The organism is Streptomyces sp. NPDC111520, from assembly GCF_055635295.1.
Genome location: NZ_JBVKBW010000001.1, coordinates 305,877 through 318,020 on the forward strand (window position 1 = coordinate 305,877; position 12,144 = coordinate 318,020).

At 69.4% G+C, this 12,144-nt stretch carries 16 protein-coding genes and 2 pseudogenes; 6 read left to right on the top strand and 12 right to left on the bottom strand.

All coding sequences use genetic code 11. The annotated features are described in order from the left end of the window. Positions 1-99: 99 nt before the first annotated feature. From ACZ7MY_RS01390 to ACZ7MY_RS01400, 3 genes are all read right to left on the bottom strand, one after another. A complete protein-coding gene (locus tag ACZ7MY_RS01390) occupies positions 100-450 on the bottom strand; it encodes a hypothetical protein (RefSeq protein ID WP_499598615.1) in 351 nt (116 codons plus the stop codon). 620 nt (positions 451-1,070) lie between these two features. After that, on the bottom strand, positions 1,071-1,364 hold the full coding sequence (locus tag ACZ7MY_RS01395) for a polymorphic toxin-type HINT domain-containing protein (RefSeq protein WP_499599327.1): 294 nt from the start codon (positions 1,362-1,364) through the stop codon (positions 1,071-1,073). Positions 1,365-1,637: 273 nt separating this feature from the next. Then, complete coding sequence (locus ACZ7MY_RS01400) at positions 1,638-2,162, bottom strand: ferredoxin (protein ID WP_499598618.1); 525 nt, start codon at positions 2,160-2,162, stop codon at positions 1,638-1,640. Between the two features lie 269 nt (positions 2,163-2,431). Here ACZ7MY_RS01400 and ACZ7MY_RS01405 point away from each other — a divergent pair. Further along, positions 2,432-2,889, top strand: a pseudogene (locus ACZ7MY_RS01405) (transposase); the annotation flags it as partial. A 30-nt stretch (positions 2,890-2,919) separates the two neighbouring features. Here the strand turns inward: ACZ7MY_RS01405 and ACZ7MY_RS01410 are convergent. After that, positions 2,920-3,066 (bottom strand): hypothetical protein, encoded by a 147-nt coding sequence (locus ACZ7MY_RS01410; protein ID WP_499599375.1) that lies wholly within the window; start codon positions 3,064-3,066, stop codon positions 2,920-2,922. On the opposite strand from ACZ7MY_RS01410, the gene ACZ7MY_RS01415 reads away from it, so the two are divergent. Then, positions 3,016-3,360: a DUF8847 domain-containing protein gene (locus ACZ7MY_RS01415; RefSeq protein WP_499599328.1), complete on the top strand. Its 345-nt coding sequence runs from the start codon at positions 3,016-3,018 to the stop codon at positions 3,358-3,360. The genes ACZ7MY_RS01410 and ACZ7MY_RS01415 overlap by 51 nt on opposite strands. Positions 3,361-3,594: 234 nt before the next feature. On the opposite strand, the gene ACZ7MY_RS01420 is transcribed toward ACZ7MY_RS01415, so the two are convergent. From ACZ7MY_RS01420 to ACZ7MY_RS01430, 3 genes are all read right to left on the bottom strand, one after another. Beyond that, positions 3,595-4,257 carry an HAD-IA family hydrolase gene (locus ACZ7MY_RS01420; RefSeq protein WP_499598620.1) on the bottom strand — a complete coding sequence of 221 codons (663 nt, stop codon included), beginning with the start codon at positions 4,255-4,257 and terminating at the stop codon, positions 3,595-3,597. 169 nt (positions 4,258-4,426) lie between these two features. After that, positions 4,427-4,960: a hypothetical protein gene (locus ACZ7MY_RS01425; protein WP_499599330.1), complete on the bottom strand. Its 534-nt coding sequence runs from the start codon at positions 4,958-4,960 to the stop codon at positions 4,427-4,429. Between the two features lie 159 nt (positions 4,961-5,119). Beyond that, a complete protein-coding gene (locus ACZ7MY_RS01430) occupies positions 5,120-6,103 on the bottom strand; it encodes a peptidoglycan-binding domain-containing protein (protein WP_499598622.1) in 984 nt (327 codons plus the stop codon). Between the two features lie 187 nt (positions 6,104-6,290). Here ACZ7MY_RS01430 and ACZ7MY_RS01435 point away from each other — a divergent pair, with 187 nt between their 5' ends. Continuing rightward, complete coding sequence (locus tag ACZ7MY_RS01435) at positions 6,291-8,336, top strand: MFS transporter (RefSeq protein WP_499598625.1); 2,046 nt, start codon at positions 6,291-6,293, stop codon at positions 8,334-8,336. Between the two features lie 13 nt (positions 8,337-8,349). Here ACZ7MY_RS01435 and ACZ7MY_RS01440 read toward each other — a convergent pair whose 3' ends face one another. The 5 genes and pseudogenes from ACZ7MY_RS01440 to ACZ7MY_RS01460 form a co-directional block, all read right to left on the bottom strand. Further along, entirely contained in the window at positions 8,350-8,856 is a 507-nt protein-coding gene (locus ACZ7MY_RS01440) for a hypothetical protein (RefSeq protein WP_499598627.1), read from the bottom strand. Between the two features lie 92 nt (positions 8,857-8,948). Further along, on the bottom strand, positions 8,949-9,281 hold the full coding sequence (locus ACZ7MY_RS01445) for an antibiotic biosynthesis monooxygenase family protein (RefSeq protein WP_499598630.1): 333 nt from the start codon (positions 9,279-9,281) through the stop codon (positions 8,949-8,951). 128 nt (positions 9,282-9,409) lie between these two features. Further along, positions 9,410-9,865, bottom strand: coding sequence for a hypothetical protein (locus ACZ7MY_RS01450; RefSeq protein ID WP_499598632.1), 456 nt, complete (start codon positions 9,863-9,865; stop codon positions 9,410-9,412). 38 nt (positions 9,866-9,903) lie between these two features. After that, positions 9,904-10,374: an NUDIX domain-containing protein gene (locus tag ACZ7MY_RS01455; protein WP_499598635.1), complete on the bottom strand. Its 471-nt coding sequence runs from the start codon at positions 10,372-10,374 to the stop codon at positions 9,904-9,906. A gap of 3 nt (positions 10,375-10,377) precedes the next feature. Then, a pseudogene (locus ACZ7MY_RS01460) lies at positions 10,378-11,120 on the bottom strand (XRE family transcriptional regulator). 117 nt (positions 11,121-11,237) lie between these two features. On the opposite strand from ACZ7MY_RS01460, the gene ACZ7MY_RS01465 reads away from it, so the two are divergent. The 3 genes from ACZ7MY_RS01465 (at position 11,238) to ACZ7MY_RS01475 (ending at position 12,144) form a co-directional block, all read left to right on the top strand. Then, positions 11,238-11,438 (top strand): hypothetical protein, encoded by a 201-nt coding sequence (locus ACZ7MY_RS01465; protein WP_499598637.1) that lies wholly within the window; start codon positions 11,238-11,240, stop codon positions 11,436-11,438. Further along, positions 11,435-11,680 (top strand): DUF7848 domain-containing protein, encoded by a 246-nt coding sequence (locus ACZ7MY_RS01470; protein ID WP_499598639.1) that lies wholly within the window; start codon positions 11,435-11,437, stop codon positions 11,678-11,680. Before ACZ7MY_RS01465 ends, ACZ7MY_RS01470 begins: the two co-directional genes overlap by 4 nt. 197 nt (positions 11,681-11,877) lie before the next feature. Further along, a complete protein-coding gene (locus ACZ7MY_RS01475; protein WP_499598640.1) occupies positions 11,878-12,144 on the top strand; it encodes a DUF2087 domain-containing protein in 267 nt (88 codons plus the stop codon).

Below are 12,144 nucleotides of genomic sequence, written 5' to 3' on the forward strand. Positions count from 1 at the left end.
GTGCTCAGCCTCCCACCGCAGAACAAACTTCTCCCCATCGGCCAGCGGGAACGCGAAGCACAATCACTCCGCCAAAAAACAGCCCAGCGCACCAAGCCCTTACAGATCGGGCAGGATTACACCCATTTTTGGCGATTCACCGTTGTCGAGAAAATACATGTACGACCTCAAATCCCGACCCAGGTCACCGTCGATATAAGCAAGATTTTCCCGTAGCCCAGAAACTAGATCGCAATCTGTTGCATTTGTTTTATGGGCCAATTTTTGGGAGACAGTTCGAATCCACTGTTGCAGATCTCCCCGATTCTCCCACCAACCCCTGACACTTTCGACCGTCCAGCCCTGATCGCCATCGAACGCGTAGGCACGGTAAGGGTCGTTGAATGCGGAAAATAGGACATTTTTAACCTCGGAATGATTTCGAGGCTGCCGAAATACGAATTCCTCCATGTCATCTCCGTAGAGGATATTATTCGGGGCGATCTCTCTCCCCATCATGCAGTTGTCGGTTCCAGCCCCGTAGAACGGTCCCGGGACATTTCGCCAGTCCCGATTCTCCCATGCCCCGAGTAGGTAGGACTCCGGGCTGGGCAGTTCAAATCTTTCATTTGAGAACTCAACGGAGAATCCGACCGAAGACCTGGCAATGGGGGTTGGATCCCAGTACGTTGTAGTCACAATTTCGCCGTTCTTAGTGCCGGTGGGTGTCGGTTAACGCCATGCCATCAGGTCAACACAGGGCCTGAGTGAAATTGGATATCACTCAGGCCCCGCTTTTTCGTGTCAAAACTAGCCGGACTCGCTAGCCACTACCCGATCCAGTGCCATGCCCTCAAGACTAAATCAAGGGATTTGACCCTATCTTTAGCGGTCTGGTTGCTCGGGATGGCGTCACTGGCATCTCCATACATTCGCCGCAACGTGAAAATGTCATCCTGCGCATCGAGACTCCTCAATCGCCCAGTCCGCAGGTGTTCCGCGAGCCTGACGTTAAAATTCAGCGTCATGCCGACGTACGTCGCTCCTGGATTCCACTGATCGGGAAATTCGTAGACGCCTTGCTTCTTTTTTCAGTTGTGGACGAGGAGAGAGGTCTCACCCGCCAGTACATAGTACGTGTGGAGCTCGGCGACGGTGAGGTTGTGCATGTTGGCCGCGCCGGCGATCGCCTTGACGTTGACAACGTAGACGTGGCGGTTGTCAGCGGTGTTGAGGGCGTGGACCGGGGTGAGATTGGCGGCGCGGATCCAAGTGTGGAGAGTGTCGTCCCAAATTGGGTGTTTGGAGGTGGTGTGAAACCCGGCGGTTCGCTTATCGGCGGTGCGTACCGTGAGGTCGACCAGGTCGTCATCATGATTGGTGATGGTGGCGCTCGCGGTTTACCCCCACATCCTTGGGCGCCGGGTCCGCCGCTCGTCTCCCCCAGCCTTCGGCCAGGGGAAGCACCCCGACACACCCGCTCCCGTTGTATGGGCGCACAACGGCCGGTGGGGGTCAGATAGGCACGTGCGGCAACCCCGGACCGCCTTCGCACCGCGTCCGGCTGTCGTACGCCTCGACTGCCGACGAGGGTGTGTGGCGGGTATCCCATGTAACGCGCTGCACCACGTTGCTCCGCTCGTCGGCTGCGCGGCCGCCTAGAGCCGCGGCAGCCGGTCACCGGGAGTGGGGGAGATTCCCTCCTCCAGCCAGTGGAGGTAGACCCGCAGGTCCGCCGCGAGCCCATCCTCGATGTACGCCGCGTAGTCGGCGACGGCGAGGGCAAGGCCCTGTCCGGCCCAATCCGCCTCTTCCCAGCGGCGTTCCTCAGCCGACAGGTATGAGGTGATCCGGCCGCGCTCGCGCCACCACTCCCGGACGGACTCGACGGTCCAGTGTGCGTCGCCGTCGCAGGCGTATCCGGCGAAGGGGTCCTGGTCCGCCGCTTCGACGAGCCGCGCCAACTCGTCCCGCGTCCGGGGCTGCCGGTAGACGTACTCCGTCAGGTACTCGCCCCCGTAGAGGACGTGACAGGGCGCGTGAAGCCGGCCCGTCCAGCAGTTGTCGGTCTCGGCGCCATAGAAAGGGCCGGGAACGTTGAGCCACATGCGGTCCTCCCAACGGCCGCCGAACACTTTACGGTCGTCGCCGAGAAGCGGGAGGGGGTCGAAGTAGAGGGTCACCCACCGAGACTAGGCCCCAGCCGGGGTGCCTCGGCCGCCCCTCGCATGGTCGTTGTCCGAACACCCCCTCCGGAAGGGTGGGGGCGGCTGAAGACCGGTGCGGGGTTCGACAGCGGTCGGCGGTGGATGCACCTGCCTATCCGCCCCCCGTTACCGTCTTCGTGGCTCCGCAATGGGGCCTCCGGCCTTCGGGCCCGGCATGACTTCCCCCCCTTGTTGTTCATGATCCGGGGGGTGGTGTCACCGGGGCCGGAGGCATCGACGGACCGCTGACGGCCGTGCTCGACCAGCGGAAACTGCTGGCCAGGCGGATCGAGGAGTTGCTGGAGGACCACCCTCTTTCAAGGTCCTGACCTCGATGCCGGGAGTCGGTGTCAGGACCGGAGCCCGGATCCTGATCGAGGTCGGCGACGGCAGCACCTTCCCGACCGCCGGCCACCTCGCCGCCTATGCCGGCCTCGCCCCTGCCACCCGGAGTTCGGGCTCGTCGATCCGCGGCGAACAGCCCTCAAGAGGGGGGAACAAGCAGCTCAAACGGGCCTTCTTCCTCTCCGCGTTCGCGGCCCTGGCCGACCCGACATCGCGGACCTACTACGACAAGAAGATCGCCCAGGGCAAGCACCACACCCAGGCCCTGCTCTGCCTCGCCAGACGGCGGGCGGACGTCCTGTTCGCGATGCTCCGCGATGGAACCTTCTATGAGTCCCGTCCCGCCGCAGCGACTTGAGACCTTCTTGTCCTGCGGACAGGCGCGTGATCAGCTTCGGAGATGGAGGCCGAGGATTCCGAGCACATGAAACTCATCCACCGCTGGCTCGCCGGCGAGGTGGTCAACAACACCGTTGGCATCAAGGTGACCGGCGGCCCATTCAACGGACGGACCAAAATCGTCCAGCTCAGCCAAGACGGGCTTCCGCCCGCACGCCTTCGTGCTCGCGGCGGCCAGGGACAGACACCTGGAAGCCCTGCTGCCTGGCACATCTACGAAGCCGTCCCTGCCCCCGATACTGCCGCCGGCTGGACCTACGGATACGCCGGAGCCGACACGACTGACGCCTCCACCGGAGGGCCCCTCACGCGCCCACACGGCTTGACCAACGAGATAGGGGCACCCCCCGGCCGTTGTGCGCCCATACGACGGGAGGGGGTGTGTCGGGGTGCTCCCCCTGGCCGAAGGCTGGGGGAGACGAGCGGTTAAGTCCGGTGCCCAAGGATGTTGGGGTAAAGCGCGAGCGTTCTGGGGGTCCCCCCGGCCGAAGGCTGGGGGAGTGCGCCGGCGCGGCACCGACCCCACAACGACGTACGCAGGCCCGCACCAATCGTGCCGGATGGGGGTCCCCCCGGCCGAAGGCTGGGGGGAGGGCGGAGGGTGGGGGAACAGCCCGCCGCAGGCGCAACGGACCCGCACACGACAACCGGCCCGCACCGATGCCTAGCCGATGTGGAGCAGAAGCGTCCCGTCCGCCGCGGCCTCGACGCGCACCTGCGCGAGGTGGTCGACGTGAACCGTCGGCCCGTGGGCCGCCGCGCGGGGCCCCACGCCGACCACCCGCATCCCGGCGGCCTTGGCGGCCGCGATGCCGACCTCGGAGTCCTCGAAGACCACGCAGTCCTCGGGGCCGAAGCCCAGCTCGGCGGCGCCCTTGAGGAAGCCCTCCGGGTCGGGCTTGCTGGCGCTGACGCTCTCCGCGGTGACCATGACCTCGGGCATCGGGAGCCGGGCGGCGCCCATGCGGGCCCGGGCGAGGGCCTCGTCCGCGGAGGTCACCAGGGCGTGCGGGCGGCCCTGCAGCGCCGCCATGAACGCCGGGGCGCCCTCGACCGGGACGACGCCGTCGACGTCGGCGGTCTCCTCCGCGAGCATGCGGGCGTTGTCGGCGTGGTTCTCCGCCATCGGGCGGTCCGGGAGCAGCACCGCCATCGTGGCGTGGCCCTGGCGGCCGTGGACGACCTTCATCACGGCGTCGCCGTCGAGCCCGTGCGTCGCGGCCCACCGGCGCCAGCAGCGCTCGACCACGGCATCGGAGTTGACCAGCGTGCCGTCCATGTCCAGCAGAAGGGCGCGGGCGGGGACGACGGTGGACGGCGACAGCATGGAACTCCCTCGGACGTACAAGCAAGTGGCCCGCCCGCCGGTCAGGGGAAACGGGCGGAACCACTTTGTTCCTACACGATACAAAACCGTGCGGCGGTTCCGCCAGGGGGGTGCCCGCCGGCGTGTCCGGCTCGCGGGCCGGCCGCGCCCCTCCAGCGCGCGACGCGGGTCACCGCGCGGCGTCCGCCCCGTCCACGTACTGCAGCAGTCCGTGGGTGAAGCCCGCGGTCCGGGGCGCCGCCCCGGGCGGGGCCTGCGGGTCGGTGAACTGCAGCCGCCAGCGGGTGGGGGCGTCGCCCTCCAGGGGCCGCGCGGGCGGGAAGGCCCGGGCCACCTCGTCGACGGTGCAGGACCAGGGCGCGAGGTCGGCGAGGCCCGACAGCCGCGGCCCCCGCTCCCCCGGCGCGCGGACCAGCCACTCGTTCCAGACCGCCCCGCCGCCCGGAGCGCAGAGCACCTCGTACCGCAGGGTCGGCCACAGCGGAACCGGCCACAGCAGCGCGGGGCAGGTCAGGTCGCCCACCTGGCGCCGGAGCACCGTCTCGGGCGGCCCGAGCACCGTCCGGTAGCGGCGCTCACCGCGCGGGAAGCCCTTGGCGTGCCCCCAGGCCTGCCAGCGGCGGTTCGCCTCCCGCATCTCGCCACGGCTCGCCCCGAGCGTGCGCAGCGCCTCCTCCACCAGTTCGGGCCGGTGGTCGGCCATGCGCCGCAGCAGTACGAGCTGGAAGCCCCTCAGCCCGAAGTCGTCGATCGCCACGCTCCCATCCTGCCCGAGCGCCCCCGCGGGCCGGACACGGCGGCGCCCGCCGCGGGACCGGGTGCGGTCCGGGGCGGGCGTCGTCGTGCGGAACGCGGCGGCCGGTCAGTCCCGGCCGTGTCCGTTCTCGTCCCCGTCGGGGTCCGGGTCCTGCGTGGACCCGGTCTTCGCCTCCAGGGCGGCCCGGGTGTTGGGCCCGTAGACGCCCTGCGGGTCGCCCTTGACCCCGTAGAAGAACTGGAAGCGGGACACGGCGTCGCCGACCTTGCGGCTGTAGTCGCCGTCGGCGGGACCGTAGTAGAGCCGCATCGCCTTGAGGCGGTTCTGCAGGTCCACCACGGCCGGGCCGGTGTCGCCGCGCTGCAGCGTCACGGGCGCGGCCGGCGGCGGCGCGGAACTGGGGGCCTGGGAGACCTGACCGCTCGCGGAGGCCGTCGGCCGGGACGCGGTCACGCTGGGCGTCGGCGCGCCGGTCGTGGCCGAGGCCGAGGCGCTCGCCGAGGCGAGCGTGGAGGCGGTGACGCTGGGCGAGGCCGAGCGCGAGACGGAGGCCGAGGGCCGCGCGGAGGACGGCAGTTCGACCGCCGGCTCGGACACGCCCTGGTCGGGGGCCGCCTCGGTGCGGTCCGGCACGCCGGTCAGCTGGGCGGTGAGGAAGACCGCGCCGACGGCGAGGCCGACGGCCGCGATGCCCGCACCGGCGACGAGCGCGCCCCGACGGCGGCGGTGCGCCCCGGCGCGGCGCCTGCCCTCGGCGCGGGAGGGATGGGGCACCAGCTCGCGGGACGTGGCGGCCACCGGCACCGGCAGCCGGTCCGAGGAGACCGTGCCGAGGTCGATGAGGTCGGTGTCCTCCTCCTGCCCGGCCGCCCCGCCGGCCCCCTCCGGCGGCACGGGCGGCAGGGGTGCCGTCGGCGGGCCCGCGTCGTGCGACGGGAAGGCCTCGGCCGCCCCCGCCGCGACGGCGGCCGGGACGGCCTCCTCCGCGTCCGCGTAGCCCTCGGGTCCCGGCACGTACGGCCGCACCCGGAGGGACTCGTACTCGTGCTCCTCCTGCGAAGCCGGTGACCCCGGCTTGTCAGACGCCACCGGCGCCCCCTCCCCATCCCCTGACAGACGCAGTGATTATGCAGACCGCGCGGGCCCGGTGCCCAGGCGCCTCCGGCCCCTCCGGTCGTACAAACGGAGCCAATCTCGTGGAAAGGGTGTGAATATTTATGAAGAAGTGACGTGAACGCGGTACCGGAGCCCCGGTGCCCGAGCGGAACGAGTCCCTATGGCGCAGGACGACACCACTGCCCCGGCGGGGCGGGCCGCGGGGGACGGCCCGGCCGAAGTGACCGACAAACGTGCGGTGTACGTCGCGATCGGCGCGCTCGCCCTCGGCCTCCTGCTCGCCGCCCTCGACCAGACGATCGTCTCCACCGCGCTGCCGACGATCGTCAGCGACCTGGGCGGACTGAAGCACCTCTCCTGGGTGGTCACCGCCTACCTGCTGGCCTCCACCGCCGCCACCCCGCTGTGGGGCAAGCTCGGCGACATGTACGGGCGGAAGAAGCTCTTCCAGTCCGTCATCGTGATCTTCCTGATCGGATCCGCGCTGTGCGGCCTGTCCCGGAGCATGGGCGAGCTCATCGCCTTCCGCGCGCTGCAGGGCCTGGGCGGCGGCGGGCTGATCGTGCTGTCGATGGCGATCGTGGGCGACATCGTGCCACCGCGCGACCGGGGGCGCTACCAGGGCGTGTTCGGGGCGGTGTTCGGCGCGAGCAGCGTACTCGGGCCGCTGTTGGGCGGGCTGTTCGTGGACACCCTCAGCTGGCGCTGGGTCTTCTACGTCAACCTCCCCCTGGGCATCGTCGCGCTCGCCGTCATCGCCACCGTGCTCCACATCCCGGTCCGGCGGACCACGCACCGCATCGACTACGGCGGCATGGTGCTGGTGGCGGCCGCGGCGACCTGTCTGGTGCTGATGACCTCACTGGGCGGCACGACCTGGGCCTGGGGCTCCTGGCAGGTCATCGGTCTGGCGGTGCTGGGCGTGCTGCTGGCCGGGGTCTTCGTCCTCGTCGAGCGGCGGGCGGAGGAACCGGTGCTGCCGCTACGGCTGTTCCGCATCCGCACCTTCTGGCTGTGCTCGGTGATCTCGTTCGTCATCGGCTTCGCCATGTTCGGCTCGCTGACCTTCCTGCCGACGTTCCTCCAGGTCGTCCACGGCTACTCGCCGACCTGGTCGGGCGTGCACATGATCCCCATGGTGGTGGGCATGCTGGTGGCCTCCACCGCCTCCGGCCAGATCGTCTCCCGCACCGGCCACTACAAGGTCTTCCCGATCGCCGGGACCGCCGTCACGATCCTCGGGCTGTTCCTGCTGCACCGGCTCGACGAGACCACCGCGGTCTGGGCGCTCAGCAGCTACCTGCTCGTCTTCGGCCTGGGGCTCGGCCTGGTCATGCAGGTGCTGATCCTCGCCGTGCAGAACGCGGTGGGCTACGCCGACCTGGGCGCCGCCACCTCCGGTGCCACCTTCTTCCGCTCCATCGGCGCGGCCTTCGGCGTCTCCATCTTCGGCACGATCTTCGCGACCAACCTGGCCCGCGAGATCACCGCCGCCCTCAGCGGTCTCGCCCTGCCGCCCGGCTTCGACCCGGCCATGGTCCAGTCCGATCCGCGCGGCGTACGGCAACTCCCGGCGTCCCTGCGCGACCCCGTGCTGCACGCGTACTCCACCGCCATCACCAGCGTCTTCCTGTGGGCGGTGCCGGTCTGCGCGCTGGCCTTCGTCGTGGCCTGGTTCCTCAAGGAGCAGCCGCTGCGGCGCACCGTCACCGTGCCCGACGCGAGCGAGACGATCGGCGCCAACCCCGTCGACCGCTCCTCCCTCGACGAGATCGCCCGCGGCCTGAGCGTGCTCGGCAGCCGGGAGGCCCGCCGTGACCTGTACGTACGGATCACCGACCTGACCGGCCTCGGCCTCCAGCCCGCCTCCGGCTGGCTGCTGCTGTACATCGCCCGCACCGGCTCCGCCGACCCCGTCGACCTCGCCGTGCAGACCACCGTGCCCTACGACGTCATCGAGGCCGCCGCCTTCGAGATCGAGGAACACCGCTACGCCGCGCGCCGCGGCAACCCGCTGTACCTCACCGAACGCGGTCAGGAGGTCGTGGCCCTGCTCACCGAGGCCCGCCGCAAGGTGCTGGCCGAACTCCTCGGCGACTGGGACCCGGAACACCACGCCGACCTGGCGGCCCTGCTCACCCGGCTCACCACCGAGCTCTGCGGCCAGGACCAGGACCGGCCCGGCCCCCACCGCCCGGCGGCGTGAGCGGGCGGGACGGTCATGGCGCGAGCGCGGCGAAGGCGGCCAGCGCGGTGAAGTCCGGCTCGCGCAGCCCGACGCGCGGGTCGACGTGGTGCAGCAGGGCCGTGCCGGGGTGGTGGGCGGCGACCCAGTCCGTGTCGGCCGGGCTCTGCTCGTCGTCGACCCAGGCGAAACGCCGTCCGGCGGCGTACGCCACCAGCGCCTCGGTCTTCCAGTGGACGAGGTCGGGGCGGTGCGCGAACAGCGCGGCACCGAAGTCGACGTACGGCAGTTCGGGCAGACCGATGACCGGGCCGATCCAGTGGTTGGCCTCCGCCATCCACGTGGTGGCCCAGCACAGTTCGAATCCCAGCCCGAGCAGCGCCTCGCCGTGCGCGGGGTTGAGCCACACCCGCAGCGGACGTGCGGAGACGCCGGCCACCGGGACCCGCAGCGTGGTGTAGCCCACGGGCCGCCGGGTGCGCTTGGCCGCGTACGGGTTGAGCGGGCCGTCGACGTCGAGGAAGAGCAGCGGCCTGTCCATGGTCACAGCCTGACGTCCGGTGATCGCGGACGGCAAGGCGGTTTCCCGGGGCCGGGTGCGCGGCGCCCCGCAGGACGGGGCGCCGCGCGGGCTCAGGCCTGCTTCGGCGCGGCCTGCTGGACGACCTCGAAGGACCACACCGTGGACCCGGTGGCGGCCGGCCTGGGGCGCTCGCCGCCCTCGCCGCCGCCCTCGCGGTGCGCGGCCTGCATCGGACCGGACATCCAGTTGCGGAAGTCCTCCTCGCTGCGCCAGCGCGTGTACACGAGGTACTGGTCGGTGCCCTCGACCGGACGCAGCAACTCGAACCACTCGAAGCCGTCCGAACTCTCGACGGCGCCCGCCCGCGAGGCGAACCGCTGCTCCAGCACCTCGCGCTGCTCGGCCGGGACGGTCAGTACGTTGATCTTGACGACGCTGGGCACGCGACACCTCTCACCAAGGGGACCCGGACGGGCTCCTTCTGGACCTGTGAGTGCAGTCTCCTACATCCGGCGGTCCGGACAGCGCGATGACGACAGCAAGTCGCCCCCCAGGCGCAGGACGCGAGGGATCACGCCTCAATGAGTTTCGCGACGCCTTCCCCCGCCCGCCCCGCCTCGGCATAAAGATCCCTGAGCCGGTGCAGACAAAAGACGAGAGATTCCTGGTATCCGTCCGGAATTCGACCGCCACGGAATGACGCGGCCAGCCCTCCGGCCTGATCCGCTACGGCCTTTTCGAAATCAAGCGGCTTCAGGAAATGCGAAACGAGTACGACCTCGTCCGGAGGCAAGTAGAGGCAGACGGTGCCAAGATCGTCATCCCCCAGCAGGTCACCGAACCGCACGGCCAGTTCGCCCATCCCGTCCTCCCCCAGCGGGATCAAGACCTTCTCCAGCGCCACCCATTCACGACCGAGGCAACACTCCCGGTCGCCGTCCTCGCCTTCGCCGGAGAATCCGGACACCACGTGTTCGAACCCTCTCCCGACGTCGGTCGCCGGGATCCTCCGAAGCGTCACTTCCATACGGAATCCTCATTCACTCACTGCCGAACCTCGCTTGCTCAGCCAAGATAGGGCCGATCCCGGTGCTCCAAGAAGTGCGTCAGGCGCAACCTCTGCGTGTGGTGGATGGGCAGCGCGTCAAGTTCACCCGGGTCCACGAAGCGCACCTCCGTGGATTCGGAGGACACCGCGAGCGAGCCACCGGTGATGCGCGCCGTGAAACAGACGTTGAACTGTCGCCGCACTTCCCCGTCCGTGTACGCGATCACGTGTCGCGGGTCGGAATACGTGCCGACAAGTCCCGTGATTTCGATGTCCAGACCGGTTTCTTCCTTCACTTCGCGCACGGCCGTTCCCGGGAGCGAATCGGTCATTTCCATGCCACCCCCCGGCAGAGCCCAGAGCCCGTTGTCCGCGCGGCGCTGCAACAGAATGCGTCCTGCGTCGTCCGTCACGACGGCCGAAGCGGCGACAACCAGACTGTTGGGCTCGGGGGCGTTTCCGTCGTCGTAGTACTCGGTCCGGGCCATCGGTCAGACCTCTCCTACGGGTGCGGCCGCCGCCCACACCGCGTCGAAACTCCCGGCGTAGGTGTCGAACAGCCCACCGTCGGAGCTGCGACGCAAGTGCCACACGGGAGAGGCGTACGCGTTCACGCCGAAGACGTGAGCGTTGACCAACACCTGATCATCGGCACGGAAGATGCTGTTGTAAAGCGTCGTGGCGTGCGTGCGAATCTCGATCCCCGGCAGGCCGACCAGCGGTCAGTAATGCATGAGGGCCAGGCGGCACCGCGATTCGATGCCGTGTCCGAACCTTTCCTCGCTGCCCCGTTGTCGGACGTTCTCGCTGTCCGCGTCACCCAGCGCGACACGCACCGCGCATCCTTCGGCGGCACGTTCACGCAGGAGTTCGTTGAGACGCGGGTAAGCCTCGTGCAAGAAGACCGCTGCGTACACCAGCACGTCGATGTGCTGACGCGCTCGGCTCAGCAGATCGAGAATGCGGATACCGGGACGTCCGCCCGCTGGTCGTGCAGCGCGACCAACTCGGGGCTCACAGCACGTGCCGCACGTGCCTGCCGTAGCGCAGGCCAGAGTGCGAACACATCTTCACCCAAGGCCTCGGCGGCACGCATGGCCGCCTCTCGGCGTGGGGTCCGGCCGAGATTCACCCACCGCTCGACCGACTTGGGGTCGACCTCGGCCTTCGCCGCCAGGCCGGCGTACGTGCACCCTGTGGCAGCCATGGCGGCTCGTAGTCTCTCGTTGGGCATTCGGTCTCTCCTGGTGGCGCGCAACCTTCCCCGGGACGTTTTACCCGTTGCGGGACGTCCCGAAGTGTGGTTCACGGGAGGTTCCGGCGTCCCGGCCCCGGGGGCGAAGATCAGCTCATGACCAAGCCGACCAGGTACCTGCCGGCGCCGGTCGAGCTGCCGTTGCGGCTCGATTCCGACCCCGTGCCGACTGCTGGGTGCGACGTGTGCCTGGCACTCGACACTCAGCGCACCGAAGCGCGAATGCGCGGGGACCTCTCCCGGGTCTCCGATCTCAACGTCGAGATGCGCGACCATGCTCACGGAGTTCGGAGATGAGCCCCCGGTCGGTCTACCGTTTAGTCGATCACACCATCCGCCACCTGCCCGAGGGCGGAGTGACATACGAAGCGTTCTGCGTCACGTCCGGCTGCGGCCAGGACTCAGGGGCACAGGGCACGCACGGGGTGGCGCAGGACTGGGCATTGCGGCACACGGGCCGAACGGGGCACGACCTGTTCCGGCGCGTCGTGACCGACCACGCGCGCGTGACCCGCGACGGCCCCATCTCATGCGCGTAGCTCGGCAAGATCATTGATCTTGACGACGCTCATGCGTCCATCCTGCCTCAGCGCACGCCCGTCACCGGCCCGGCGGGCCGCGCACCACGTGCCGGGCGTGCCCACACGGCGCCGGGAGGGAAAATCGCGTGCCGCGGCCGGTCAGGCGTGGGACGCTGCGCGACGGAGTAGTCGTCCTGATCCTGGAGGAGTGCGCGGTGTCCGAGAGTGGTGCGCATGCGGTGTCGGCCCTGTTCTCGCAGGGGCGGCTGACGGTCGTCCCGCGCCGGGCGGCGCGGCGTGAGCAGTTGCTGCGGCACCTGACCGAGACCCTCTTCCTGCCGGGCCGGGACTACCACGAGCGCGAGGTCAACGAGGCGCTGCGCACGGTGCACGACGACTGCGCGGCCCTGCGCCGCTACCTGGTCGAGGGCGGCTGGCTGGAGCGCTCCGCGGACGGGGCCGCGTACCGCAGGAAGCGCTGA

What these genes read in the sequence shown, in the direction of transcription:
- ACZ7MY_RS01440 (WP_499598627.1), bottom strand. Translation starts at nt 8,856, where the DNA reads ATGGACAGGCCGCTGCTCTTCCTCGACGTCGACGGCCCGCTCAACCCG.
- ACZ7MY_RS01470 (WP_499598639.1), top strand. Translation starts at nt 11,435, where the DNA reads ATGAGCCCCCGGTCGGTCTACCGTTTAGTCGATCACACCATCCGCCAC.
- ACZ7MY_RS01455 (WP_499598635.1), bottom strand. Translation starts at nt 10,374, where the DNA reads ATGGCCCGGACCGAGTACTACGACGACGGAAACGCCCCCGAGCCCAAC.
- ACZ7MY_RS01450 (WP_499598632.1), bottom strand. Translation starts at nt 9,865, where the DNA reads ATGGAAGTGACGCTTCGGAGGATCCCGGCGACCGACGTCGGGAGAGGG.
- ACZ7MY_RS01435 (WP_499598625.1), top strand. Translation starts at nt 6,291, where the DNA reads ATGGCGCAGGACGACACCACTGCCCCGGCGGGGCGGGCCGCGGGGGAC.
- ACZ7MY_RS01420 (WP_499598620.1), bottom strand. Translation starts at nt 4,257, where the DNA reads ATGCTGTCGCCGTCCACCGTCGTCCCCGCCCGCGCCCTTCTGCTGGAC.
- ACZ7MY_RS01465 (WP_499598637.1), top strand. Translation starts at nt 11,238, where the DNA reads ATGACCAAGCCGACCAGGTACCTGCCGGCGCCGGTCGAGCTGCCGTTG.
- ACZ7MY_RS01425 (WP_499599330.1), bottom strand. Translation starts at nt 4,960, where the DNA reads ATGGCCGACCACCGGCCCGAACTGGTGGAGGAGGCGCTGCGCACGCTC.
- ACZ7MY_RS01390 (WP_499598615.1), bottom strand. Translation starts at nt 450, where the DNA reads ATGGAGGAATTCGTATTTCGGCAGCCTCGAAATCATTCCGAGGTTAAA.